This window comes from Streptomyces sp. NPDC046557, from assembly GCF_040645975.1.
Taxonomy (GTDB): domain Bacteria; phylum Actinomycetota; class Actinomycetes; order Streptomycetales; family Streptomycetaceae; genus Streptomyces.
The window spans coordinates 189,617-212,503 of record NZ_JBEYZH010000008.1 but is presented as its reverse complement, the minus strand read 5'-3'; the positions used below and the strand labels follow the sequence as shown (position 1 = coordinate 212,503).

Annotated in this window: 26 protein-coding genes; 22 read left to right on the top strand and 4 right to left on the bottom strand. The window is 73.1% G+C overall.

Going from position 1 to position 22,887, the window contains the following annotated elements:
* Nucleotides 1-26: 26 nt before the first annotated feature.
* The 4 genes from ABZ934_RS17990 to ABZ934_RS17975 all read left to right on the top strand — a co-directional run bounded on the left by ABZ934_RS17990 (nucleotide 27) and on the right by ABZ934_RS17975 (nucleotide 3,864).
* Nucleotides 27-1,340 carry an NYN domain-containing protein gene (locus ABZ934_RS17990; protein WP_361313802.1) on the top strand — a complete coding sequence of 438 codons (1,314 nt, stop codon included), beginning with the start codon at nucleotides 27-29 and terminating at the stop codon, nucleotides 1,338-1,340.
* A gap of 73 nt (nucleotides 1,341-1,413) precedes the next feature.
* Nucleotides 1,414-2,418 carry an ABC transporter ATP-binding protein gene (locus ABZ934_RS17985; protein ID WP_361313862.1) on the top strand — a complete coding sequence of 335 codons (1,005 nt, stop codon included), beginning with the start codon at nucleotides 1,414-1,416 and terminating at the stop codon, nucleotides 2,416-2,418.
* A complete protein-coding gene (locus ABZ934_RS17980) occupies nucleotides 2,415-3,203 on the top strand; it encodes an ABC transporter permease (RefSeq protein ID WP_361313800.1) in 789 nt (262 codons plus the stop codon). The genes ABZ934_RS17985 and ABZ934_RS17980 overlap by 4 nt, the downstream gene beginning before the upstream one ends.
* A gap of 34 nt (nucleotides 3,204-3,237) precedes the next feature.
* Nucleotides 3,238-3,864: a hypothetical protein gene (locus tag ABZ934_RS17975; RefSeq protein WP_361313797.1), complete on the top strand. Its 627-nt coding sequence runs from the start codon at nucleotides 3,238-3,240 to the stop codon at nucleotides 3,862-3,864.
* A 271-nt stretch (nucleotides 3,865-4,135) separates the two neighbouring features.
* On the opposite strand, the gene ybaK is transcribed toward ABZ934_RS17975, so the two are convergent.
* From ybaK to ABZ934_RS17960, 3 genes are read right to left on the bottom strand one after another with little or no spacing between them, the layout of a single operon-like run.
* Complete coding sequence (gene ybaK / locus ABZ934_RS17970; RefSeq protein ID WP_361313795.1) at nucleotides 4,136-4,633, bottom strand: Cys-tRNA(Pro) deacylase; 498 nt, start codon at nucleotides 4,631-4,633, stop codon at nucleotides 4,136-4,138.
* Nucleotides 4,633-5,373 carry an LON peptidase substrate-binding domain-containing protein gene (locus ABZ934_RS17965; protein ID WP_361313792.1) on the bottom strand — a complete coding sequence of 247 codons (741 nt, stop codon included), beginning with the start codon at nucleotides 5,371-5,373 and terminating at the stop codon, nucleotides 4,633-4,635. The genes ybaK and ABZ934_RS17965 overlap by 1 nt, the downstream gene beginning before the upstream one ends.
* 34 nt (nucleotides 5,374-5,407) lie before the next feature.
* A complete protein-coding gene (locus ABZ934_RS17960; protein ID WP_361313790.1) occupies nucleotides 5,408-7,006 on the bottom strand; it encodes an oxidoreductase in 1,599 nt (532 codons plus the stop codon).
* 140 nt (nucleotides 7,007-7,146) lie between these two features.
* On the opposite strand from ABZ934_RS17960, the gene hisD reads away from it, so the two are divergent.
* Genes hisD through hisF form a run of 8 tightly spaced genes read left to right on the top strand, consistent with a single transcriptional unit; the run spans nucleotide 7,147 to nucleotide 12,887 of the window.
* A complete protein-coding gene (gene hisD / locus ABZ934_RS17955; protein WP_361313787.1) occupies nucleotides 7,147-8,469 on the top strand; it encodes a histidinol dehydrogenase in 1,323 nt (440 codons plus the stop codon).
* Nucleotides 8,466-9,593: a histidinol-phosphate transaminase gene (locus ABZ934_RS17950; RefSeq protein ID WP_361313784.1), complete on the top strand. Its 1,128-nt coding sequence runs from the start codon at nucleotides 8,466-8,468 to the stop codon at nucleotides 9,591-9,593. The genes hisD and ABZ934_RS17950 overlap by 4 nt, the downstream gene beginning before the upstream one ends.
* A complete protein-coding gene (gene hisB / locus ABZ934_RS17945) occupies nucleotides 9,590-10,183 on the top strand; it encodes an imidazoleglycerol-phosphate dehydratase HisB (RefSeq protein ID WP_136215256.1) in 594 nt (197 codons plus the stop codon). Before ABZ934_RS17950 ends, hisB begins: the two co-directional genes overlap by 4 nt.
* A 2-nt stretch (nucleotides 10,184-10,185) precedes the next feature.
* Nucleotides 10,186-10,353 (top strand): hypothetical protein, encoded by a 168-nt coding sequence (locus tag ABZ934_RS17940; protein WP_361313782.1) that lies wholly within the window; start codon nucleotides 10,186-10,188, stop codon nucleotides 10,351-10,353.
* Nucleotides 10,350-11,000, top strand: a complete 651-nt coding sequence (hisH, locus tag ABZ934_RS17935) for an imidazole glycerol phosphate synthase subunit HisH (RefSeq protein ID WP_361313779.1) — start codon at nucleotides 10,350-10,352, stop codon at nucleotides 10,998-11,000. Before ABZ934_RS17940 ends, hisH begins: the two co-directional genes overlap by 4 nt.
* Nucleotides 11,000-11,731: a bifunctional 1-(5-phosphoribosyl)-5-((5-phosphoribosylamino)methylideneamino)imidazole-4-carboxamide isomerase/phosphoribosylanthranilate isomerase PriA gene (priA, locus tag ABZ934_RS17930; protein ID WP_361313776.1), complete on the top strand. Its 732-nt coding sequence runs from the start codon at nucleotides 11,000-11,002 to the stop codon at nucleotides 11,729-11,731. Before hisH ends, priA begins: the two co-directional genes overlap by 1 nt.
* Nucleotides 11,728-12,135, top strand: a complete 408-nt coding sequence (locus tag ABZ934_RS17925; protein ID WP_361313773.1) for a RidA family protein — start codon at nucleotides 11,728-11,730, stop codon at nucleotides 12,133-12,135. Before priA ends, ABZ934_RS17925 begins: the two co-directional genes overlap by 4 nt.
* Entirely contained in the window at nucleotides 12,132-12,887 is a 756-nt protein-coding gene (hisF, locus tag ABZ934_RS17920; protein WP_361313771.1) for an imidazole glycerol phosphate synthase subunit HisF, read from the top strand. Before ABZ934_RS17925 ends, hisF begins: the two co-directional genes overlap by 4 nt.
* A gap of 60 nt (nucleotides 12,888-12,947) precedes the next feature.
* Here the strand turns inward: hisF and ABZ934_RS17915 are convergent, their stop codons facing one another.
* Nucleotides 12,948-13,580 carry a TIGR03085 family metal-binding protein gene (locus tag ABZ934_RS17915; RefSeq protein ID WP_361313768.1) on the bottom strand — a complete coding sequence of 211 codons (633 nt, stop codon included), beginning with the start codon at nucleotides 13,578-13,580 and terminating at the stop codon, nucleotides 12,948-12,950.
* A gap of 92 nt (nucleotides 13,581-13,672) precedes the next feature.
* Between ABZ934_RS17915 and hisI the strand changes: the two genes are divergently transcribed.
* From hisI to lgt, 10 genes are all read left to right on the top strand, one after another.
* Complete coding sequence (hisI, locus tag ABZ934_RS17910; RefSeq protein ID WP_136215262.1) at nucleotides 13,673-14,029, top strand: phosphoribosyl-AMP cyclohydrolase; 357 nt, start codon at nucleotides 13,673-13,675, stop codon at nucleotides 14,027-14,029.
* Nucleotides 14,030-14,048: 19 nt separating this feature from the next.
* Nucleotides 14,049-15,572, top strand: coding sequence for an anthranilate synthase component I (locus ABZ934_RS17905; RefSeq protein ID WP_361313764.1), 1,524 nt, complete (start codon nucleotides 14,049-14,051; stop codon nucleotides 15,570-15,572).
* A 14-nt stretch (nucleotides 15,573-15,586) separates the two neighbouring features.
* Nucleotides 15,587-16,243, top strand: a complete 657-nt coding sequence (locus ABZ934_RS17900; RefSeq protein ID WP_361313761.1) for a TIGR02234 family membrane protein — start codon at nucleotides 15,587-15,589, stop codon at nucleotides 16,241-16,243.
* 96 nt (nucleotides 16,244-16,339) lie between these two features.
* Complete coding sequence (locus tag ABZ934_RS17895) at nucleotides 16,340-16,591, top strand: HGxxPAAW family protein (protein ID WP_361313758.1); 252 nt, start codon at nucleotides 16,340-16,342, stop codon at nucleotides 16,589-16,591.
* A gap of 109 nt (nucleotides 16,592-16,700) precedes the next feature.
* Nucleotides 16,701-17,159, top strand: a complete 459-nt coding sequence (locus ABZ934_RS17890; protein ID WP_361313756.1) for a DUF2752 domain-containing protein — start codon at nucleotides 16,701-16,703, stop codon at nucleotides 17,157-17,159.
* A 190-nt stretch (nucleotides 17,160-17,349) separates the two neighbouring features.
* Nucleotides 17,350-18,159, top strand: coding sequence for an indole-3-glycerol phosphate synthase TrpC (gene trpC / locus ABZ934_RS17885; protein ID WP_361313754.1), 810 nt, complete (start codon nucleotides 17,350-17,352; stop codon nucleotides 18,157-18,159).
* Nucleotides 18,160-18,573: 414 nt separating this feature from the next.
* A complete protein-coding gene (trpB, locus tag ABZ934_RS17880) occupies nucleotides 18,574-19,848 on the top strand; it encodes a tryptophan synthase subunit beta (RefSeq protein ID WP_361313751.1) in 1,275 nt (424 codons plus the stop codon).
* On the top strand, nucleotides 19,845-20,663 hold the full coding sequence (gene trpA / locus ABZ934_RS17875) for a tryptophan synthase subunit alpha (RefSeq protein WP_361313749.1): 819 nt from the start codon (nucleotides 19,845-19,847) through the stop codon (nucleotides 20,661-20,663). Before trpB ends, trpA begins: the two co-directional genes overlap by 4 nt.
* 95 nt (nucleotides 20,664-20,758) lie before the next feature.
* Nucleotides 20,759-21,727: a thioredoxin domain-containing protein gene (locus ABZ934_RS17870; protein WP_361313747.1), complete on the top strand. Its 969-nt coding sequence runs from the start codon at nucleotides 20,759-20,761 to the stop codon at nucleotides 21,725-21,727.
* 72 nt (nucleotides 21,728-21,799) lie between these two features.
* Entirely contained in the window at nucleotides 21,800-22,864 is a 1,065-nt protein-coding gene (gene lgt, locus ABZ934_RS17865) for a prolipoprotein diacylglyceryl transferase (protein WP_361313745.1), read from the top strand.
* Nucleotides 22,865-22,887 lie beyond the last annotated feature (23 nt).

Here is a 22,887-nt window from a genome sequence, read left to right as displayed (position 1 = left end):
CCTGTCGAGAACCCCCAGGGAAGAGGGTGGAACGCGTGGACCGCTGCGTCGTCCTGGTGGACGCCGGCTATCTGCTGGGCGCCGCCGCCAGCCTTCTCGCGGGGGAGCCGTCCCGATCCCGCATCACCGTCGACCACGCCGCCCTCATCCAGGGCCTGCGCGAACGCGCCGAGGCCGACACCCAACAGCCGCTGCTGCGGATCTACTGGTTCGACGGCGCGCCGGACCGGGTGCCCCAGCCCGAACACCGGCGGCTGCGCGTGATGCCGCGGGTCACCGTCCGCCTCGGCGCCCTGACCCGAAGCGACGGACGCTGGGCGCAGAAGGGCGTCGACGCGGCCATGCACGCCGAACTCACCGAACTCGCCCGCAACCGGGCCTGCTCGGACGTCGTCCTGGTCACCGGCGACGGCGACCTGCTGCCCGGACTGATGTCCGCGAAGGAACACGGGGTCGCCGTCCACCTGTGGGCCGTCCAGGCCGCCGACGGCGACTACAACCAGTCCGAGGACCTCGTCGCCGAAGCCGACGAACGCCGGGTCCTGGACCGGGCGTGGATCACCCGCGCCGTACGGGCCAAGGACCTCACCGGACTGTGCTCCCCGGCGCCCGCCCCGCGCCCCGAGATCGCCGCCATCCTCTCCGCGCCGCTGCCCGAGGCGGCGCTCGCCGAAGCAGCCCGCAACGGCGCCCCCGCGGCAACCGCCGACAGCGCCGACACCGCCGAGCGCCCCGCGCCCGTACCGGCGCCCGCCGGTGAGGGCACCGCCGAGGGCGCCAGACCCGTACCCACGCCCAAGGACCTCGCCGCCCTGCGCGCCCCCGGCGCCGCCGCCCCGCAGAACGCGGCCGGCTCGGCGCCCGGCCCGGCCGGCAGCGCCCTGCGATGGTCCTCCGACAAGGGCTGGGTCGACCGCGCCGGACCGCTCGGCGAGCCCGCAGAGACCGCCTCCCTGCCCACGCTCGCCCAGCTCACCAGCGCCGAGCAGCGCTGGGCGGACCGGGAAGAGGACATCACCACCGTCGGCGGCGACCCCTTCGAGGTCGGCCAGGTGTTCGCCCGGCGCTGGATGGAACGGCTCCCCGAAACCGTCCACCTGCAAAAACTCGCCACCATGTACCCGCGCATCCCGCACCGCATCGACGGGGAGCTGCTGCGCTACGCCGCCCGGTTCGGCCTGCTCGCCCACAAGGACGACCAGATCGACGAGCACGACCGCTACGCCATCCGCGCCGGCTTCTGGCGCGAGATCGACGTCCGCGCCGCCGCCGAGCACGTGGCGGGCCCGGGGGCCGCCGTGCCGGGGGCGCCGGTGACCCCGGCGCCCGACCAGGGGTGAAAGCCGCGTAGGCTGCTCCCTCGTGAGCACGGGCACAGCAAGCGCGAAACAGGACACGGCACCGGCCGCGGCTGTGACCTCCGAGGCGGGTGCCGGTGACGTCGTCTGCGCGGTGCGCGACCTCGTCAAGACCTACCCGGCGGTGCGCGGCCGGCGCGGCGCCCCCGCCCTGCCCGAGACCCGCGCCAACGACGGCATCTCCCTGGACGTCCGGCGCGGCGAGATCTTCGGCCTGCTCGGCCCCAACGGCGCCGGCAAGTCCACCCTGGTACGGCAGCTCACCGGACTGATGCGGCCCGACACCGGGACCGTGACGCTGCTCGGCCACGACCTCGTACGCCACCCCGAGCGGGCCTCCCGGCTGCTGGCCTACCTGGGGCAGGAGTCCACGGCCCTGGACGAGCTGACCGTGGCGCTCGCCGCCGAGACCACCGGCCGACTGCGCGGACTCGACGCCCGCGCGGCCCGCGCCGCCCGGGACGCCGTACTGGAGGAGCTCGGGCTGACCGCGCTCGCCGGCCGGCCCCTGAAAAAGCTCTCCGGCGGCCAGCGGCGCCTCGCCTGCTTCGCCGCCGCGCTGGTCGGCGAGCGGCCCGTCCTGGTCCTCGACGAGCCCACCACCGGCATGGACCCCGTCGCCCGGCGGGCCGTGTGGAGCGCAGTCGACCGGCGCCGCGCCCGCCACGGCGCCACCGTCCTGCTCGTCACCCACAACGTCATCGAGGCCGAGACCGTCCTGGACCGGGTCGCCGTCATCGACCACGGCAAGGTCATCGCCTGCGACACCCCGGCCGGGCTCAAGACGACGGTGTCCGGCGAAGTCAGGCTGGAGCTGGTGTGGCGCACCGCCGCGCCACTGGAGGTGCCGGAGGTCGCGGAGCTGGCCCCGGCCGCCGTCGTGTCCGGGCGGCGCTGGGTGCTGCGGCTCACCCCCGACCGGGCGCGCGCCGCCGTGGCCGCGGTGACCGGCGGGCCGGCCTTCGCCGCGCTCGACGACTTCACCCTCGCCACGCCGAGCCTGGAGGACGTCTACCTGGCCCTGGGGGGCCGCGCCTCGAAGGGGCTGGTGAAGTCGTGACCACCGCCGTCACCGCGCGGGCGGCCGTCCCCGGACCGCTGGCGCCCCGGGCCCGGTTCTTCCCCGCGCTCGCCGCCGTGTACCGGGCACAGCTGTCCCGGGCGCGGGTGGCGCGGATCCCGCTGCTGTTCGTGGCCACCTTCCAGTCCGTCGGGATCATGATCCTGATGCGGGGGGTGGTGGACGGCGGCTCGGAGGCGCGGGCCGTCGTCGCCGGATCGTCGGTATTGGTCGTCGCCTTCGTCGCGCTGAACCTGCTCGCCCAGTACTTCGGCCAGCTCCGGGCCGGCGGGGGGCTCGACCACTACGCCACCCTGCCGGTGCCGCCCGCCTCCGTGGTGCTGGGCGCGGCCGCCGCCTACGCCTCCTTCACGGTGCCGGGAACGCTGGTGACGGCGGGATTCGGGTGCGTGCTGTTCGGGCTGCCGATGGGCGGGCTGTGGATCCTCGCGGCGGTGGTACCGCTGGCCGGGGCGGCGCTCGCGGGCCTGGGCGCGGCGCTCGGGCTGCTCGCGCCCCGGCAGGAACTGGCCACGCTCGCCGGGCAGCTCGGCATGTCGGCGGCGCTGCTGCTGGGGGTGCTGCCGCCGGAGCGGATGCCCGACGTGATCGTGTGGACGCGGGACCTGCTGCCCTCGACGTACGGGGTGGAGGCGTTCGCCCGGACGTTCGCGCCCGACCCGGACTGGGCGGCGGTCCTGTTCGACCTGGGCGTGTGCGGGGCGGTCGGCGTGCTGTCCCTGGCCGTCGCCACCTGGGCCTACCGGCGGGCGGCGGTCCGCTGACACCGCCGGACCGGGGACCTGGCACGATGTGCGGGTGACCGAAGCCGTGACCCCACCGCCGTCCCCGTCCCCGCTGCCGTTCGACCAGGGCGCGCCGCCGCCCGGGAAGACCACGCCGGGCGATGTCCGGGACGGGGCCGCCGTCGCGCTGGTGGTGACGGTGGCCGGGGTGCTGCTGGGGGTGCTGTGGGCGTGGCTCGCGCCGAAGGTCCAGTACGTGTCCAACGGGGAGGCCGTGTTCCTGCGGAACTCCGAGAGCGAGGCGCGGATCGGCGCCGACGGGACGTACCTGCTGCTCGCGGCCGCATTCGGGTTGCTGAGCGCGGTAGCGGTCTTCCTGTGGCGGCGCCGGGGCGGGGTTCCCCTGGTGCTCGGGCTCGGCGCGGGATCGATGTTCGCGGCGCTGGTCGGCTGGCGGCTGGGACTGCGGCTGGGCCCCTCCTCGAACCTCGCGGCGGCGGCCGCGAAGGCGGGCAAGGGCGTCCCGTTCGACGCCCCCCTGCAACTGCTGGCCCACGGCGCGCTGCTGGCCTGGCCGCTGGTCGCGATCGGCACCCACCTGGCCCTGACGGCCGTCTTCACCCGCCCGGAACCGACCTGGCCGGGGGCGGACGGCTACCCGCCGACCCACGTCCACGCCCCGGACCCGTCACACCCCTGACCCCGGGTCCCGTCGCCGTGCGAGGCCCGGGGCGAATCCAGCCTGGTCGGGGTCCCCGGGCGTCCCCCCGGACGGAGTCTGGGGGGTGGCAAATCCAGCCCCGCCGGCGATTGAGGCGCGGGGTCCGGGGCGGAGCCCCGAAAGCCCGGCGCAGCCGGGGCCGCCGGCGCCACGGCGCCGCACCCGCCCCGCAGGGACCCGGCACCCGCCCCGCAGGGACCCGGCACCCGCCCCGCAGGGAACGGCACGCGCCCCCCGCGACCGCCGGAGGCTACCGTGCGATCGGTGCCACGACGGCCGACGTCAACGCCGTCAACGTCGCCGGAGCCAGCTCGACCTCCAACCCCCGCCGCCCGGCCGACACACAGATCGTGCGGTGCCCCGACGCCGACGCGTCCACCACCGTCCGCAGCGCCCGCCGCTGCCCCAGCGGCGAAATGCCCCCCAGCACGTACCCCGTGGTCCGCTCCGCCAGCGCCGGGTCAGCCATCGCCGCCCGCTTCGCGCCCACCGCCCCGGCCAGCGCCTTGAGGTCGAGCGAGCCCGAGACCGGGACCACCGCCACCGTCAGCACGCCGTCCACGTCCGCGACCAGCGTCTTGAACACCTGCTCCGGGGAGACGCCCATCTTCTGCGCCGCCTCCTGCCCGTACGAGGGGTGCGCCGGGTCGTGCTCGTAGGCGTGCGTGGTGAACTCGGCGCCGGCCGCCGTCAGGGCCGCGATCGCCGGCGTCGCGGCCCCGGCCGCCCCCGCCTTCTTCCTCGCCATCAGTTCGGGCTCGTCGGCGCGCGCGTCAGGTCCACCGCCGGCAGCGACGGCAGGTGCCGGATCACGGCCGTCTCCGCGCGCAGCAGCTTCAGCTCCTCCGCCAGCCTGGTCGCGGTGTCGGGGGCCTGGAGCAGACGCTGCTTCGCCGGGATGTCCAGCACGGCCGCCGCGGCGACCAGGTACGACACCACCGACGGCTCGTCGGGCAGCTCGGGCGGCGCGGCCAGGGACCGCTCGCGCGCCCCCGCAAGCCGCTTCTGGTAGTTCCTGAACGCCCGCAGCACGCCCTCGGCCAGCGCTCCCGCCCCGTCGCCCGCGTCCTCCGCCAACTCCTCCAGCTCCGCGACCAGGTACGGTCCCGAGGCGTCGACCGACAGCAGGCGAACCCGGGCGGTGCCGGTGGCCAGCACCTCGAAGCTGCCGTCCTCCCGCTCCCGGATCGTCGCGGCGTCCGCGACACACCCCACCCGGTGGAACGCCTGGATCGGGTCCGCGCCGAAGCCGGCCGCCGGACCGCGCTCCGGCAGGGTCGTCTGGTCCGGCAGGCCCGGCGCGGTCGGCGCGACCTCCCAGCCGTCCCGGATGGCGACGACCGCGAAACGGCGCGGCTCGTCCTCACCCGACTTCAGCAGTTCGCGCATCATGGCGCGATAACGCTCCTCGAAGATGTTCAGCGGCAGCACGAGGCCGGGGAACAGTACCGAGTTCAGCGGGAAGAGGGGCAGGCGAACGGTGGTCACGAGGCACAGGGTAGTGGCCGGGGGCCCGCGGCCGTCACCCCCGCCTCAGCAGCCGGGAGGCGCCCGCCGCCACCGTCGTGGCCAGGATCCACCCCAGGACCACCAGGGCCGACGCACCCCACTGCCAGGCTCCGCCCGGCTTCCACTGGCCCTCCTGCCCCAGGTCGATCACCGGCAGCAGCAGGTCGAGGGCGTACAGGGCGGCGCTCCACCGCGGGTGCTCGTCCTCCTTGATCGGCGGCGGCGGGTGCTGCGAGAACAGCAGGGTGCCCGCCGCCCACAGGACCGCCATCCACAGCGCCGCCCGCCCCGGCCGGTACCCGTACACCACCGTCCAGTCCTGGAGGTAGCCCCACGCCTTGGCGGCGGGCGGCAGGGTCGCGCGCCGCCGTCGCTGCTTGGCCAGCAGTACCTCCCGGGCGTCGGCGTCCTCCCCACTGGCCCGCAGCACCGCCGCCAACCGCTCGTACGGCTCCGGCGAGTACTCCGCCGTGGCCGCCTCCACCCAGGCCAGCCGTCGCGGTAGCGGGAAGTGCCCACGCGGCGCGAGGATCTCGTACGAGAACCCCTCCATCACCAGCCGACCCGGGCCCGGCCAGCTCGTGGACAGGTCGACCAGCTTGACCACCTTCGCCCCCGACAGCACGACCCGGCCCCGCTCGGGCTGCGCCCCGACGAAGCGCAGCTCCGGCGTGCTGATCCGCCGCAACGAGAGCTCCTGCTCCTGCGACAGCAGGAACCGGGCCCCGTAGAAGTCGATCGCGTCACCGAAGCGGCCGTCGTCCAGGCGCATCCCGCCCTCGCACTCGAACGCCCGCGCGGCCTGGCCGGGCGCGGGGGTCGGGCCCACCCCGTACGGGGGAGTGCCGCCCCCCGAATCGCCCGACGAGGAGTACAGCGCGATCGACGTCAGGTACAGGGTCCGCTCGACCGTCAGCTGCGGCGCGTTCAGCGCGCGCCGCCCGCCCGGGTTGCGCAGCCGGGCCCCGCGCAGGTTCATCGACACGCCGACCTTCGCGCCGCGCAGACTGACCTCCCCGAAGGTCTCCAGCATGTCGCCCTGGAAGTCCTGGGCCACGGACATGCCGTCGGCGGTGATCGCCCGGCCCTTGTTGTCGGGCCGGACCACCGCTCGGCTGATCAGCAGATCGGTGCCGATCTGCGCGTCCGTCAACCGGATGCCCCGCGCCACCCGGGAACCGAGCAGGTGCAGGTCCCCCTCGGTGTGCAGGCGGGCCGCCTCCAGCCGGGGGATCGCACAGTTCACCAGGCGCAGCGTGCAGAGCCGGGTCTCGGACAACCGGATCTCGCTGTCGAAGCGGCACGACTGGAACTCGACGTACGGCTCCACCCTGCCCCCGGACAGTTCCAGCCGCCCCAGGATCCGCACGCCGCGCAGCTTCAGCGCCACCACCCGGCCGGGCACCGGAGGCGGCCCGTGGAGCAGCAGCAGCGCCACCACCTCGGCGCGGACGCTGCGCTCCGGGCCCCAGGGGCGGCCGGCGTGCGGGTCGTCCCGGTCCGCGACACGCGCACTGAGATCACACGTGCGGCCCGTGCGGTAGGCGTCCCACATACGGCGCTCGGCGGCGGTGAGATCCACCGGCCCCGCCTCCACGCGCGCTTCCGTCATGGCGGCCCCCCTCCGCGATCACGTACGCGGCAGTCACCTACGTGTAGGGGAACGCTAAGGGCCGGCTGTGACATCCGGGGCGTGTATCAGCCAGTGATACGGACGAACGGTGCCGGGAGCCGGTCTGAGAGAATTGGGACGTGATCTCTCGTATCGACCTGCGCGGTGACATCCTCCCCGAGGGTGGCGCCCTGCGCGATCTGCTGCCCCGTGCCGAGTTCGACGTGGAAGCCGCCCTGGAGAAGGTGCGGCCCATCTGCGAGGACGTGCATCATCGTGGCACGGCGGCGCTGATCGAGTACGCGCGGAAGTTCGACGGGGTCGAGCTGTCGCAGGTCCGGGTCCCGGCGCAGGCCCTCGCGACCGCCCTGGAGCAGCTGGATCCGGCCGTCCGCGCCGCGCTGGAGGAGTCGATCCGGCGGGCCCGGATCGTCCACCGCAACCAGCGCCGCACCGAGCACACCACCCAGGTGGTCCCCGGCGGCACCGTGACCGAGAAGTGGGTTCCCGTCGAGCGGGTGGGCCTGTACGCGCCGGGCGGTCGCTCCGTGTACCCGTCCTCCGTGGTGATGAACGTCGTGCCCGCCCAGGAGGCCGGGGTCGAGTCGATCGCGCTCGCCTCCCCGCCGCAGGTCGAGTTCGACGGCCTGCCGCACCCGACGATCCTCGCCGCCTGCGCCCTGCTGGGCGTCGACGAGGTGTACGCGGCCGGCGGCGCCCAGGCCGTCGCGATGTTCGCGTACGGCACCGAGGAGTGCGCGCCCGCGAACATGGTGACCGGCCCCGGCAACATCTGGGTCGCCGCGGCCAAGCGCTACTTCACCGGCAAGATCGGCATCGACACCGAGGCCGGCCCGACCGAGATCGCGGTCCTCGCGGACTCCACGGCCGACCCCGTGCACGTCGCCGCCGACCTGATCAGCCAGGCCGAGCACGACCCGCTCGCCGCGGCCGTCCTGGTCACGGACTCCGAGGAACTCGCGGCGGCCGTCGAGAAGGAACTGGAACCGCAGGTCGCGGCCACCAAGCACATCGAGGACCGGATCAAGCCCGCCCTCGCGGGCAAGCAGTCCGCGATCGTGCTGGTCGACACCCTGGAGGACGGCCTCAAGGTCGTCGACGCGTACGGCGCCGAGCACCTGGAGATCCAGACCGCCGACGCCGCCGCCTGGGCCGCCCGCGTACGCAACGCCGGTGCGATCTTCGTCGGCCCCTGGGCGCCGGTCTCGCTCGGCGACTACTGCGCCGGGTCCAACCACGTCCTGCCCACCGGCGGCTGCGCCTGCCACTCCTCGGGGCTGTCCGTCCAGTCCTTCCTGCGCGGCATCCACATCGTCGACTACTCGCGCGACGCCCTCGCCGAGGTCGCCCACCACGTGGTCACCCTCGCCGAGGCCGAGGACCTGCCGGCGCACGGCGCCGCCCTGAAGGCGCGCTTCGAATGGAAGGTGCCGGGACAGTGAGCACCATCGGCATCGACGACCTCCCCATCCGGGACGAACTGCGCGGCAAGTCCCCGTACGGCGCCCCGCAACTCGACGTGCCCGTCCAGCTGAACACCAACGAGAACCCGTACGAGCTGCCCGAACCGCTCGTGCGGCGCATCGCCGAGCGCGTCGCCGACGCCGCCCGCACCCTCAACCGCTACCCCGACCGGGACGCGGTGGAGCTGCGGACCGAGCTGGCCGCGTACCTGACCCGTACCGGCAAGCACCCGGTGGCGCGCGAGAACGTATGGGCCGCCAACGGCTCCAACGAGGTCATCCAGCAACTGCTGCAGACCTTCGGCGGCCCCGGCCGTACCGCGATGGGCTTCGAGCCCTCGTACTCGATGCACGCCCTCATCGCCCGCGGCACCGGCACCGGCTGGATCTCCGGCCCCCGGCGGGAGGACTTCACCATCGACGTGGAGGCCGCCGAGCGGGCGATCGCCGAGCACGCGCCCGACGTCGTGTTCATCACCTCCCCCAACAACCCCACGGGCACCGCGGTCGAGGCCGAGACGGTCCTCGCCCTCTACGAGGCCGCCCAGGCCGCGCGTGCCGAGCGGGGTTCGGCCTCCCTGGTGGTCGTGGACGAGGCGTACGTCGAGTTCTCCCACCGGGACTCCCTCCTCCCGCTCATCGAGGGCCGGCCGTGCCTGGTGGTCTCGCGGACCATGTCCAAGGCGTTCGGCGCCGCCGGCCTGCGCCTGGGCTACCTCGCCGCGCACCCCGCCGTGGTCGACGCCGTGCAGTTGGTGCGCCTGCCGTACCACCTGTCGGCCGTCACCCAGGCGACCGCGCTGGCCGCCCTGGAACACACCGACACGCTGCTCGGCTACGTCGAGCAACTCAAGGCCGAACGGGACCGCCTGGTCGACGAACTGCGGGCCGTCGGCTACGAGGTCACCGAATCCGACGCGAACTTCATCCAGTTCGGCAGGTTCGAGGACTCCCACACCGCCTGGCAGAAGATCCTCGACCGGGGTGTCCTGGTCAGGGACAACGGCGTACCGGGATGGCTGCGGGTCACCGCGGGCACCCCCGCCGAGAACGACGCGTTCCTGGAAGCGGTTCGCGCACTGAAGAAGGAGCAGCAGGCATGAGCCGCATCGGACGGGTAGAACGGACCACGAAGGAGACCTCGGTCGTCGTCGAGATAAACCTCGACGGCACCGGCAAGGTCGACGTCTCCACGGGCGTGGGCTTCTACGACCACATGCTCGACCAGCTCGGCCGGCACGGCCTCTTCGACCTCACGGTCAAGACCGACGGCGACCTGCACATCGACAGCCACCACACCATCGAGGACACCGCCCTCGCGCTGGGCGCCGCCTTCAAGCAGGCCCTCGGCGACAAGGTCGGCATCTACCGCTTCGGCAACTGCACCGTCCCGCTGGACGAGTCCCTCGCCCAGGTGACCGTCGACCTGTCGGGCCGCCCCTACCTCGTGCACACCGAGCCCGAGAACATGGCGCCGATGATCGGCGCGTACGACACGACGATGACCCGGCACATCTTGGAGTCCTTCGTCGCGCAGGCGCAGATCGCCCTGCACGTCCACGTCCCGTACGGGCGCAACGCCCACCACATCGTGGAGTGCCAGTTCAAGGCCCTCGCCCGGGCCCTGCGCTACGCCGCCGAGTTCGACCCGCGCGCGGCCGGCATCCTGCCCTCCACGAAGGGCGCCCTCTAGCCGTGACCGGCCTCAACACCATCCTGATCGTCCTCGGCCTGTTCCTGGCCGGGGGCGTCTACTCCTTCCACAAGCAGAAGATGCCCCTGTCGGTCATCGTCCTGCTCGCCATCGGCTCCGTGATGTGCCTCGCCGCCGGAGTCCTGCGGATCCAAGGAATCTGGGAATGAGCGCAGTCCGCCCCACCAAGACCGTCGTGGTCTTCGACTACGGCTTCGGCAACGTCCGGTCCGCCGAGCGGGCGCTCGCGCGCGTCGGCGCGGACGTCGAGATCACCCGCGACTACGACAAGGCCATGGACGCCGACGGGCTCCTCGTGCCCGGCGTCGGCGCCTTCTCCGCCTGCATGCAGGGCCTCAAGGACGTCCGCGGCGACTGGATCATCGGGCGCCGGCTGTCCGGCGGCCGGCCCGTCATGGGCATCTGCGTCGGCATGCAGATCCTCTTCGAGCACGGCATCGAACACGGCGTGGAGACCGAGGGCCTCGACGAGTGGCCCGGCACGGTCGGCCCGCTCAAGGCCCCGATCGTGCCCCACATGGGCTGGAACACCGTCGAGGCGCCGACCGACAGCCAAGCCTTCAAGGGCCTGGACGCCGACGCCCGGTTCTACTTCGTGCACTCCTACGCGGCGCACGACTGGAGCCTGGAGGTCACCAACCCGCTGATCCGCGCCCCCAAGGTCACCTGGGCCACCCACGGCGAACGTTTCGTCGCGGCGGTGGAGAACGGGGCCCTGTGGGCCACCCAGTTCCACCCCGAGAAGTCCGGCGACGCCGGCGCCCAGCTCCTCACCAACTGGATCGAGACCCTGTGATGCCCGCACCCACGCTTGAGCTGCTCCCCGCGGTCGACGTCCGCGACGGCCAGGCCGTACGCCTCGTGCACGGCGTGTCCGGCAGCGAGACCTCGTACGGCTCCCCGCTGGAGGCGGCCCTCGCCTGGCAGCGCGCCGGCGCCGAATGGCTGCACCTGGTCGACCTGGACGCCGCCTTCGGCACCGGCGACAACCGTGCCCTGGTCGCCGAGATCACCGGCGTCATGGACATCAAGGTCGAGCTGTCCGGCGGCATCCGCGACGACGCCTCGCTCGCCGCCGCCCTCGCGACCGGTTGCACCCGCGTCAACCTCGGCACCGCCGCCCTGGAGACCCCCGAGTGGGCCGCCAAGGCGATCGCCGAGCACGGCGACAAGATCGCGGTGGGGCTCGACGTACGCGGCACCACCCTCAAGGGCCGCGGCTGGACCAGCGAGGGCGGCGACCTGTACGAGACCCTCGCCCGCCTGGACTCCGAGGGCTGCGCCCGGTACGTCGTCACCGACATCGGCAAGGACGGCACCCTGACCGGCCCCAACCTGGAACTGCTGCGCGGCGTCTGCGCCGCGACCGACCGGCCCGTCGTCGCGTCCGGCGGCATCTCCTCGCTGGCCGACCTGCGGGCGCTGTCCGAGCTGGTGCCGCTGGGCGTCGAGGGCGCCATCGTCGGCAAGGCCCTGTACGCGAAGGCCTTCACCCTCGAAGAGGCGCTGCGGGTGGTGTCCGAGTGAGCACCCCCGACGAGGTGCGCCGCATCTCCTCCGGCGGCGCCTACGAGGACGTCATCGGCTACAGCCGGGCCGTCCGGCTCCCCAATGGCCTGGTCCTGGTCTCCGGCTGCACCGCGGCCGACGGCGGCGGCCCCTACGAGCAGGCGATCACGGCCTTCGGTGTCGCCTTCAAGGCGCTGGAGCAGGCCGGCCTCGGCCCCGAGCACGTGGTCCGCACCCGGATGTACCTCACGCACGCCCGGGACGTGGACGACGTCGGCCGCGCGCACAAGGAGCTGTTCGACGCGGTGCGCCCCGCCGCGTCCATGATCATCGTCTCCGGCTTCGTCGACCCGTCCATGGTCGTCGAGGTCGAGGTCGAGGCGTATGGGGGCCCCGATGGTCTCGAAGGAGGGACGGCATGACGCTCGCCGTACGGGTGATCCCCTGCCTGGACGTGGACAACGGCCGGGTGGTCAAGGGGGTCCACTTCCAGAACCTGCGCGACGCCGGTGACCCGGTGGAGATGGCCAAGCTCTACGACGCCGAGGGTGCGGACGAGCTGACCTTCCTCGACATCACCGCGTCCTCCGGGAACCGGGAGACCACCTACGACGTGGTGCGCCGGACCGCCGAGCAGGTCTTCATCCCGCTGACCGTGGGCGGCGGCGTCCGTACGGCCGACGACGTGGACAAGCTGCTGCGGGCGGGCGCCGACAAGGTGGGCGTGAACACGGCCGCCATCGAGCGGCCCGACCTCATCCGGGAGATCGCGGAGCGGTTCGGCCGGCAGGTGCTGGTGCTGTCGGTGGACGCGCGGCGCACCGCGTCCGGCGCGTTCGAGGTCACCACGCACGGCGGTCGCAAGAGCGCCGGCATCGACGCCGTCGAGTGGGCGCACCGGGCCGCCGAGCTGGGCGCCGGGGAGATCCTGCTGAACTCGATGGACGCCGACGGCACGAAGGACGGCTACGACACCGAGATGATCGCGGCGGTGCGCGCGCACGTCCGCGTCCCGGTGATCGCCTCGGGCGGCGCCGGCAAGCTGGAGCACTTCCCGCCGGCCATCGCCGCGGGCGCCGACGCGGTGCTCGCCGCGTCGGTGTTCCACTTCGGCGACCTGCGCATCGGTGAGGTCAAGGACACCCTCCGCGAGGCCGGCCACCCGGTCCGCTGACGGCGTCCCGTGCTCCGGCCGCCTGGCCGGAGCACAGCGGCGCGGAGCGTGGGGCAGGCGTCAGATCCCCAGCTTCGCCACCGTCAGCTTCGCGACGGCCTCCGGCGCGCCGTCCAGTTGCACGGCGGCGGACTCCTGGCGGCCGAAGCAGAACAGCGTCAGCTCGCCCGGCTCGCCCGTGACCGTCACCACCGGTGTGCCCTTGTGGGCGACCGCCGTACGGCCGTCCGGGCGGCGCAGCACCAGGCCGACCGGCGAGCGGCGGCCCGTCAGGCGGGCCAGCTTCTCCAGCCGGGACCAGAGGGCGTCGGAGAAGACCGGGTCCAGCGGGCGCGGGGACCAGTCGGGCTGCGCCCGCCGGACGTCCTCGGCGTGGACGTAGAACTCCACCGCGTTCGCCGCCTCGTCGATCTGCTTGACCGAGTACACGGACATCTTCGGCGGCCCGGTACGGATCAGCCGGATGAGTTCCTCGTACGGCTTGGCCGTGTACTCGTCCATCGCCTTGTCCAGGCGTCCCTTGAGCACGTTCAGCAGCAGACCGCCGGCCGCGTCCGGGCGGCGCTCCCGGACGACCACGTGCGCCGCCAGTTCCCGCGCGCTCCAGCCGTCGCACAGCGTCGGCGCCTCCGGTCCCGCCGCCTCCAACAGATCGGCCAGCAGCAGACGTTCACGCTTCGCATGGGTAGACATGGTGGCCAGCCTACGGCCGGAACCCGCCCCATGCCTGCCCATCAGGCGGACAGCCATCGATGATCATCGCCCTCGCCCGGCACAATGGCCCCATGAGTACGACCTCCCTCGATCCCGCCATCGCCGCCCGCCTCAAGCGCTCCGCGGACGGTCTGGTACCGGCCATCGCCCAGCAGTACGACACCGGTGAGGTGCTCATGCTCGGCTGGATGGACGACGAGGCCCTGCACCGCACCCTGACCACCGGACGCTGCACCTACTGGTCCCGCAGCCGTCAGGAGTACTGGGTCAAGGGGGATACTTCCGGCCACTTCCAGCACGTGAAGTCCGTCGCCCTCGACTGCGACGCGGACACCGTGCTCGTCAAGGTCGACCAGGTCGGGGCCGCCTGCCACACGGGTGCCCGGACGTGCTTCGACGCCGATGTCCTCCCGCTGGCCGCCGAATAGCTAGGTAGGGTCCCACGCCATGGATCTTGAGACGTTCCGCAAGCTCGCGGTCGACCGCCGCGTCATCCCCGTCAGCCGCAAACTGCTCGCCGACGGAGACACCCCGGTCGGCCTCTACCGGAAGCTCGCCGCCGAACGCCCCGGCACCTTCCTGCTGGAGTCCGCGGAGAACGGGCGGTCCTGGTCCCGCTACTCCTTCATCGGCGTGCGCTCCGACGCCACGCTGACCGTCCGCGACGGACAGGCCCACTGGATCGGCGCCGCCCCCGTCGGCGTCCCCACCGCCGGAGACCCCCTCGACGCCCTGCGCGCCACCGTCGAGGCACTGCACACCCCCCCTATGCCTGGCGGCATGGGAGGTGCCCCCACGCGCGACAACGCGACCGGGACGCCGCCCTTCACCGGCGGCATGGTCGGCTACCTCGGCTACGACATCGTGCGCCGTCTGGAGCGCATCGGCGAACACGCCCAGGACGACCTGCGGCTCCCCGAGCTGACCATGCTGCTCACCTCCGACCTGGCGGTCATGGACCACTGGGACGGCACGGTCCAGCTCATCGCCAACGCCATCAACCACAACGACCTCGACACCGGCGTGGACGAGGCGTACGCGGACGCCGTCGCCCGCCTCGACGCGATGGAGGCCGACCTCGCGCGGCCCGCGCCCTACGTGCCGACGCCGCTGCCCGTCTCCGAGCTGCCCGAGTTCTCCGCGCTGTGGGGCGGCGAGAAGTACCAGGCCGCCGTCGAGGACGTCAAGGAACGCATCCGGGCCGGCGAGGCGTTCCAGGTCGTGCCCTCGCAGCGGTTCGAGACCCCCTGCGCGGCGTCCGCGCTGGACGTCTACCGGGTCCTGCGGGCCACCAACCCCTCCCCGTACATGTACCTCTTCCGCTTCGAGAACGGCTTCGACGTCGTCGGCTCCAGCCCCGAGGCGCTGGTCAAGGTCGAGGACGGCCGGGCCATGGTGCACCCCATCGCCGGGACCCGGCACCGCGGCGCCACTCCTCAGGAGGACAACGAGCTCGCCGAGGAGCTGCTGGCCGACCCCAAGGAACGCGCCGAGCACCTGATGCTCGTCGACCTCGGCCGCAACGACCTGGGCCGGGTGTGCGAGCCGGGCTCCGTCGAGGTCGTCGACTTCATGAGCATCGAGCGCTACTCGCACGTCATGCACATCGTCTCGACCGTCACCGGCCGTGTCGCCGAGGGCAAGACCGCCTTCGACGTGCTCACCGCCTGCTTCCCGGCCGGCACCCTCTCCGGCGCGCCCAAGCCCCGCGCCATGCAGATCATCGAGGAGCTGGAACCGTCCCGGCGGGGCCTGTACGGCGGCTGCGTCGGCTACCTCGACTTCGCCGGCGACTCCGACACGGCCATCGCCATCCGTACCGCACTGCTGCGCGACGGCACCGCGTACGTGCAGGCCGGAGCGGGAGTCGTCGCGGATTCGGTGCCCGAGCTGGAGGACAACGAGTGCCGCAACAAGGCCGCCGCGGTGCTCCGCGCGGTGGGAGCGGCGAACCGCCTCCACGGCGTCTGAGCCGGTAGGGGATAGTGGGGTACGTGAGTGCCGTACCCCCGCCCCGAACCGATGCCGCGTCCGCGCCCGAGCCCGAGGCTCCCGACAGCCGTCGCGGCCGCCGCAGCGTGGGCGTCGCCCTGCTGCTCGGCGCGCTCGGCGCCACCGTCGTCCTGCTCGCCACCGGCCGCGTATGGGCCCGTGGCAGCGCCGTCGTCGCGGGGGGATCGCTCCCGCTGAGCGCGGACGGGCAGACCGTCACCGGGCTGCCCGCCGCCCTGGCCATCGTCGGGCTCGCCGCCCTGGTGGCGGTGTTCGCCGTACGCGGCAAGTCCCGACTGCTGGTGTCCGCCCTGCTGGCGCTGAGCGGCCTGGGCGCGGCGCTCGCCGCGGTGACGGCCGCCGACGACCGCCGGGCGCTGGACGAGAAGGCCGCCACCACGACCGCGGACACCGCCGCCCGGGTGGCCGGGCTGACCCACACCCCCTGGCCGTACGTCACCGCCGGCGGAGCGGTGCTGATCCTGCTCGCCGGGCTGCTGGCCCTGCGCTTCGGCAGCGGCTGGCCCGCCATGGGCGGCCGGTACGAGCGCGACGGCAGCCCCCGGACGCGCAAGCCGGCGGTCGTGGACCCGGACCGGCCCGAGGATCTGTGGAAGGCTCTGGACCGGGGCGAGGACCCGACCCACTGACAGCGGGCCGCGCCCGGTGCGGGACAATGGTCATCGAGCGTTCGACACAGACGCGTTTGATTCAGCACTGCGCGACAGAGCAACGAGGAGCAACTCATGGCGGGCACGCACCACGGACACACCCCGGCCGCCTGGACCGGTGTCATCATCGCCTTCATCGGTTTCTGCATCTCCGGCGCCTTCATGGTGCTGGCGAGCCCGCTCGGCTTCTGGGCCGGCCTGGTCGTCGTCGCGCTCGGCGGTGTCGTCGGCCTGGCGATGAAGGCGGCGGGCATGGGCGCCCCGAAGGCGGAGCACGAGGACCTCGCGCAGGTCATCGCCGCCAACAAGCTCGCCACCAAGGTCTGAGCCGGCTGCCGGTAGTCGGCCGCCGCGCCGTCGGTCCCGGAAGGCGCGGTTTCGAGAGGCGCGGCCCCGTCGGGCTGCGCCTTTTGTCATGAGCGGAGAGAATCACCGCGTGGACGCCCCTCACACCCCCTGCCCGGTGCCCGAACGGCCCAGTGCGCCGCCCCCGGTCTCCCGGGCCCGGGCCCTCGCCGCGCCCGTGCTCACGCTGGCAGGGACGGTCGCGGCGTTCACGTACGTGGGCACGGTCGACCCGAACCGGCCGGGCCACTACCCCGTCTGCCCGCTGCTGCGGCTGACCGGCATCCTGTGCCCCGGCTGCGGCGGGCTGCGCAGCGCCCACGCCTTCGCCCACGGAGATCTGGCGACCGCGCTCGGGGACAACGCCGTCGCCGTCCTCGGCTATTTCCTCTTCGCCGCGTTCCTGGCCCTGTGGCTGGTCCGGGCCGCGCGCGGCGGGCCGCCGCCCAGGATCACCCTCAAACCGGTCTACTGGTGGGGCGTGGGAGCGGTCGTGCTGACCTTCGCCGTCGTCCGCAACCTCCCCTTCGGATCGGCCCTGGCCCCCTGAGGCGGGCGGTGCGCGAGGGGAAGCCGGGATTCCGGAGGAAGCGCATATTCCGACTGTCCAGTCCATGGGACACCCGCACGCTCCGTGCGGAGGCCGTGGCGACCTGCGGATACCATTTGAGTGCTGACCTTGCAGTGGAACGTGTCTGCAAGGCGGCCGACCGTCATCGACCCGGAAGGGGGCCGCTCGCGTGAGTGTGCTCGACGAGATCATCGAAGGGGTCCGCGAAGACCTTGCCGAACGGCAGGCCCGCGTGAGCCTCGACGAGCTCAAGGAGCGTGCCGCCAAGGCGCCCCAGGCCAAGGACGGTGTCGCCGCCCTGCGTGGCGACAGCGTCAAGGTGATCTGCGAGGTGAAGCGCTCCAGTCCCTCCAAGGGCGCGCTCGCCGCGATCGCCGATCCGGCCGGGCTCGCCGCCGACTACGAGGCGGGCGGTGCGGCGGTCATCTCCGTCCTCACCGAGCAGCGTCGTTTCGGCGGCTCGCTGGCCGACCTGGAGGCCGTCCGCGCCCGCGTGGACATCCCGATCCTGCGCAAGGACTTCATCGTCACGGCGTACCAGCTGTGGGAGGCCCGCGCCTACGGCGCCGACCTCGCCCTTCTGATCGTCGCGGCCCTCGAACAGGAAGCCCTCGTCTCCCTCATCGAGCGGGCCCAGTCCATCGGGCTGACCCCGCTGGTCGAGGTCCACGACGAGGAGGAGGTCGAGCGCGCCGTCGCCGCCGGCGCCAAGATCATCGGTGTCAACGCACGCAACCTCAAGGACCTCAAGGTCGACCGCTCCACCTTCGAGCGCGTCGTCGAGGCCATCCCCGACCACATCGTCAAGGTCGCCGAGTCCGGCATCCGCGGACCGCACGACCTGATCGCGTACGCCAATGAGGGCGCCGACGCCGTCCTCGTCGGGGAGTCCCTGGTCACCGGACGCGACCCGAAGGCGGCCGTGGCCGACCTGGTGGCCGCCGGCGCCCACCCCGCCCTGCGGCACGGGCGGAGCTGACCCCTGCCGTGCCCGTCTCCCGCTCCTGCGTCCGCACCCGCCCGGGCCCCGGCCCGGCCGGCGTGCCGACGGCGCACGCGCCGCTGGCGCGCGGCTGCCGCCCCCGCGGCTGCCGTGCCCCGGCCCGGCGCGTGCACGGCCGGCGGGTGCGGTACGTGATCGGCTCCGAGCCCGGTCAGGTCAACGGCATGCGATGGCGCCCCTCGACCGCGCCGTGACGACGGCTGCCCCGCCCCTGCACCCCTGAGGTGCCGGCCGGGCACCCTCGTACGGCCCGCCGTCCCGAGCCGCCGGCTCCGGGCGCGGGCCGCTCGTTCCGTATCCCCACCACCGCTGCCGGCGGGGTGCTCGGGTCACGGACCGGCGGCGCAATACGGTGAAATCATCCCGTCGCACCCCGTAGGAGTAGTGGACATGTCCACCCACTCGTTCTTCATCCCGGACCCGCAGGGTCTGGTCCCCAACGCCGAGGGCTACTTCGGCGACTTCGGCGGCAAGTTCATCCCGGAGGCGCTCGTCGCCGCCGTGGACGAGGTCGCCGTGGAATACGAGAAGGCCAAGGGCGACCCGGCCTTCGCGGCCGAGCTCAACGAGCTCATGGTCAACTACACGGGCCGCCCCAGCGCCCTCACCGAGGTGCCCCGCTTCGCCGAGCACGCGGGCGGCGCGCGGATCTTCCTCAAGCGCGAGGACCTCAACCACACCGGCTCGCACAAGATCAACAACGTGCTGGGCCAGGCGCTGCTCACCAAGCGCATGGGCAAGACCCGCGTCATCGCCGAGACCGGCGCCGGCCAGCACGGCGTGGCCACGGCCACCGCCTGCGCCCTCTTCGGGCTCGACTGCACCATCTACATGGGCGAGATCGACACCGAGCGCCAGGCCCTCAACGTGGCCCGCATGCGCATGCTGGGCGCCGAGGTCATCGCCGTGAAGTCCGGCTCCCGCACCCTCAAGGACGCCATCAACGAGGCGTTCCGCGACTGGGTGGCCAACGTGGACCAGACCCACTACCTCTTCGGCACCGTCGCCGGACCCCACCCCTTCCCGGCCATGGTCCGCGACTTCCACCGCGTCATCGGCGTCGAGGCCCGCCGCCAGATCCTGGAGCGCGCCGGACGCCTGCCCGACGCCGTCGCGGCCTGCGTCGGCGGCGGCTCCAACGCCATCGGCCTCTTCCACGCGTTCATCCCCGACGAGGGCGTACGCCTGGTCGGCTTCGAGCCGGCGGGACACGGCGTCGAGACCGGCGAACACGCGGCCACCCTCACCGCCGGCGAGCCCGGCATCCTGCACGGCTCGCGCTCCTACGTCCTCCAGGACGAGGAGGGCCAGATCACCGAGCCCTACTCCATCTCGGCCGGCCTGGACTACCCGGGCATCGGCCCGGAGCACTCCTACCTCAAGGACAGTGGCCGCGGCGAGTACCGCGCGGTCACCGACGACGCCGCGATGCAGGCCCTGCGCCTGCTGTCCCGCACCGAGGGCATCATCCCGGCGATCGAGTCCGCGCACGCCCTCGCGGGCGCGCTGGACCTCGGCAGGGAACTCGGCCCCGACGGACTGATCGTGGTCAACCTGTCCGGCCGCGGCGACAAGGACATGGACACCGCCGCCCGCTACTTCGGCCTGTACGACACCGACGGCGAAGTGGCCGAGAACGAGTTCGCCGAGGGGGACGACAAGTGAGCGCCAACGGAAACATCGAGCTGCTGAGCGCGACCCTCGCCAAGGCGAAGTCCGAGGACCGCGCCGCCCTCGTCGCCTACCTCCCGGCCGGCTTCCCGACCGTGGACGGCGGCATCGAGGCCGTCAAGGCCGTCGTCGCCGGCGGCGCGGACGTGGTCGAGATCGGCCTGCCGCACAGCGACCCGGTCCTGGACGGTCCCGTCATCCAGACCGCCGACGACATCGCCCTGCGCGGCGGTGTGAAGATCGCCGACGTCATGCGCACCGTGCGCGAGGCGTACGAGGCCACCGGCGTCCCGATCCTGGTCATGACCTACTGGAACCCCATCGACCGCTACGGCGTCGAGCGGTTCACCACCGAACTCGCGGCGGCCGGCGGCGCGGGCTGCATCCTGCCCGACCTGCCGGTCCAGGAGTCCGCGCTGTGGCGCGAGCACGCGGTCCGGCACGGGCTGGCGACCGTCTTCGTCGTCGCCCCGAGCAGCCGGGACGCGCGCCTGGCCACCATCACCGCGGTCGGCTCGGGCTTCGTCTACGCCGCCTCCCTGATGGGCGTCACCGGCACGCGCGAGTCGGTCGGCGACCAGGCCCAGGACCTGGTGCGCCGCACCCGGGCCACCACCGACCTGCCGGTGTGCGTGGGCCTCGGCGTCTCCAACGCCGCGCAGGCGAAGCAGGTCGCCGGCTTCGCGGACGGTGTGATCGTCGGCTCGGCCTTCGTGAAGGTGCTGCTGGACGCCCCGGACGCGCAGACCGGGCTGGACGGCGTGCGGGCGCTGGCGGGCGAGCTCGCGAAAGGCGTACGCAGGTCCTGACGCCCGCCGGGCCCGATCGGGGGTTATGTAGCCCGATCGAGTGGAAGTGGGAGCGGGGAGGCACGCGAGTGCCTCCCCGCTTCGTTTGGCCGAACGTGAGCGAGAAGAACGACGGTGCGAACCGCGATGCGACGAAACGATCGGCCAGGGAGCGACTCCTCGCGGAGCGCGAGCGGCAGAAGAAGAAGGACAAGCGCCGCCGGACCCTCATCGTGTCCGCGGCGGTGGTCGGCGTACTCGGCCTGGCCGCTGTCGTCGGCCTGATCGCGGCGAACACCGGCAAGGGCGACAAGTCCGCCAACGCGGGCCCGGTGGCCGCCCCGTCCGGGGCCACCGGCAAGGACGCGCTCGCCATCCAGAGCGGCAAGCCCGAGGCCAAGTCCACCCTCACCGTGTGGGAGGACTTCCGCTGCCCGGCCTGCAAGGCGTTCGAGGACAACTACCGCAGCACGGTCCACGACCTGGAGGCCAGGGGACTGCTCAAGGTCGACTACCACCTGGTCACGCTGATCGACGGAAACATGCGCGGTACCGGGTCCCTCAACGCGGCGAACGCGGCCGCCTGCGCCCAGGACGCCGGTAAGTTCCCCGCGTACCACGACGTGCTCTTCGAGAACCAGCCGCAGGAGACCGACGACGCCTACGCCAAGAAGGCCAGGCTGCTGGAGCTGGCGGGCAAGGTGGCGGGGCTGGACACACCGGCGTTCCGCTCCTGCGTGAACGACAGCACGCACAACAGCTGGGTCGCGAAGTCGCACGAGGCCTTCCGGGCGGCGAAGTTCCGCGGCACCCCGAGCGTGCTGCTGAACGGCAAGGACATCTTCGCCGACCAGGCCAACCCGCTGACCCCGCAGAAGCTCAAGGAGGCCGTGGAGGCCGCCGGCAAGGGGAACGGCGGTGCGCAGCCGGCCCCGAAGGGGAAGGGCTCGCCGTCGCCCGCGGCCTCACCGTCGGTCTCGCCCTCGGCTTCCGCGAAGGCGTCCGCCTCCTCCGCCACCTCGTCTTCCGGGAGCAGGGCCGGCAGTGGCGCGGGCTCGTCCAAGGCAGGAGCCGCGGAGGACTGAGTATCGATTTCACGGCAGGTTGCCGGGCGGGTTGCGGTGGGTACCGCCCGGCAGGGTAGCGTCGGTCCTGCCATGACACTTGCCTATATCCCCAGCCCGTCGACCGGCGTGATCCATCTCGGACCGATCCCGCTGCGCGGCTACGCGTTCTGCATCATCATCGGCGTCTTCGTCGCCGTCTGGCTCGGCAACAAGCGCTGGATCGCACGCGGCGGTAAGCCGGGCACGGTCGCGGACATCGCCGTGTGGGCGGTGCCGTTCGGCCTGATCGGCGGCCGCCTCTACCACGTGATCACCGACTACCAGCTCTACTTCGGCGAGGGCCGCGACTGGGTCAACGCCTTCAAGATCTGGGAGGGCGGCCTCGGCATCTGGGGTGCGATCGCGCTCGGGGCGGTGGGGGCCTGGATCGGCTGTCGCCTGCGCGGGATCCCGCTGCCGGCCTGGGCGGACGCCCTCGCCCCGGGCATCGCGCTGGCCCAGGCGTGCGGTCGCTGGGGCAACTGGTTCAACCAGGAGCTGTACGGACGGCCCACCGACCTGCCCTGGGCCCTCAAGATCAGCGACGGCCCGAACCGGGTCGCGGGCCTCTACCACCCCACCTTCCTCTACGAGTCCCTGTGGTGCGTGGGCGTCGCCTTGCTGGTGATCTGGGCCGACCGCCGCTTCAAGCTCGGTCACGGGCGGGCGTTCGCGCTGTACGTCGCCGCGTACTGCCTGGGCCGCGGTTGGATCGAGTACATGCGGGTCGACGAGGCGCACCACATCTTCGGCGTGCGGCTGAACGTCTGGACGGCGATCGTCGTCTTCGTGCTCGCGGTCGTCTACCTCGTCCTGTCGCAGAAGCTGCGGCCGGGTCGCGAAGAGGTCGTGGAGCCGGACCGGGGGCCGGCGGCCTCCGACGCCGCGGCCGACGCCAAGGACGGCGCCGACGTCCCCGCGGTTTCCGACGCCGCCGTGACCTCTGATGCCGTCGTGGCGTCCGACGCCGCCGGGGCCTTGGAGGCGCGGGGCGGCGCCGAGTCGGCCGAAACCAAGGGTGGGGCCGAGGCGAACCCCGAGGCGGGGGCGGCGGCGGACGCTGCCGCCCAGGAGGAACCGGCTCCCGAGGCGGCTCCGGAGGTCAAGAAGCTCTGATCCGGCTCGGCCGGTACGGAAGG

Excerpts from the sequence above, each read along its gene's own strand:
- priA (WP_361313776.1), top strand. The coding sequence starts at position 11,000 with ATGCCCGCACCCACGCTTGAGCTGCTCCCCGCGGTCGACGTCCGCGAC.
- ABZ934_RS17960 (WP_361313790.1), bottom strand. The coding sequence starts at position 7,006 with ATGACGGAAGCGCGCGTGGAGGCGGGGCCGGTGGATCTCACCGCCGCC.
- trpB (WP_361313751.1), top strand. The coding sequence starts at position 18,574 with ATGTCCACCCACTCGTTCTTCATCCCGGACCCGCAGGGTCTGGTCCCC.
- hisB (WP_136215256.1), top strand. The coding sequence starts at position 9,590 with ATGAGCCGCATCGGACGGGTAGAACGGACCACGAAGGAGACCTCGGTC.
- ABZ934_RS17905 (WP_361313764.1), top strand. The coding sequence starts at position 14,049 with ATGGATCTTGAGACGTTCCGCAAGCTCGCGGTCGACCGCCGCGTCATC.
- hisF (WP_361313771.1), top strand. The coding sequence starts at position 12,132 with ATGACGCTCGCCGTACGGGTGATCCCCTGCCTGGACGTGGACAACGGC.
- hisI (WP_136215262.1), top strand. The coding sequence starts at position 13,673 with ATGAGTACGACCTCCCTCGATCCCGCCATCGCCGCCCGCCTCAAGCGC.
- ABZ934_RS17895 (WP_361313758.1), top strand. The coding sequence starts at position 16,340 with ATGGCGGGCACGCACCACGGACACACCCCGGCCGCCTGGACCGGTGTC.
- hisH (WP_361313779.1), top strand. The coding sequence starts at position 10,350 with ATGAGCGCAGTCCGCCCCACCAAGACCGTCGTGGTCTTCGACTACGGC.
- ABZ934_RS17915 (WP_361313768.1), bottom strand. The coding sequence starts at position 13,580 with ATGTCTACCCATGCGAAGCGTGAACGTCTGCTGCTGGCCGATCTGTTG.
- lgt (WP_361313745.1), top strand. The coding sequence starts at position 21,800 with ATGACACTTGCCTATATCCCCAGCCCGTCGACCGGCGTGATCCATCTC.
- ybaK (WP_361313795.1), bottom strand. The coding sequence starts at position 4,633 with ATGGCGAGGAAGAAGGCGGGGGCGGCCGGGGCCGCGACGCCGGCGATC.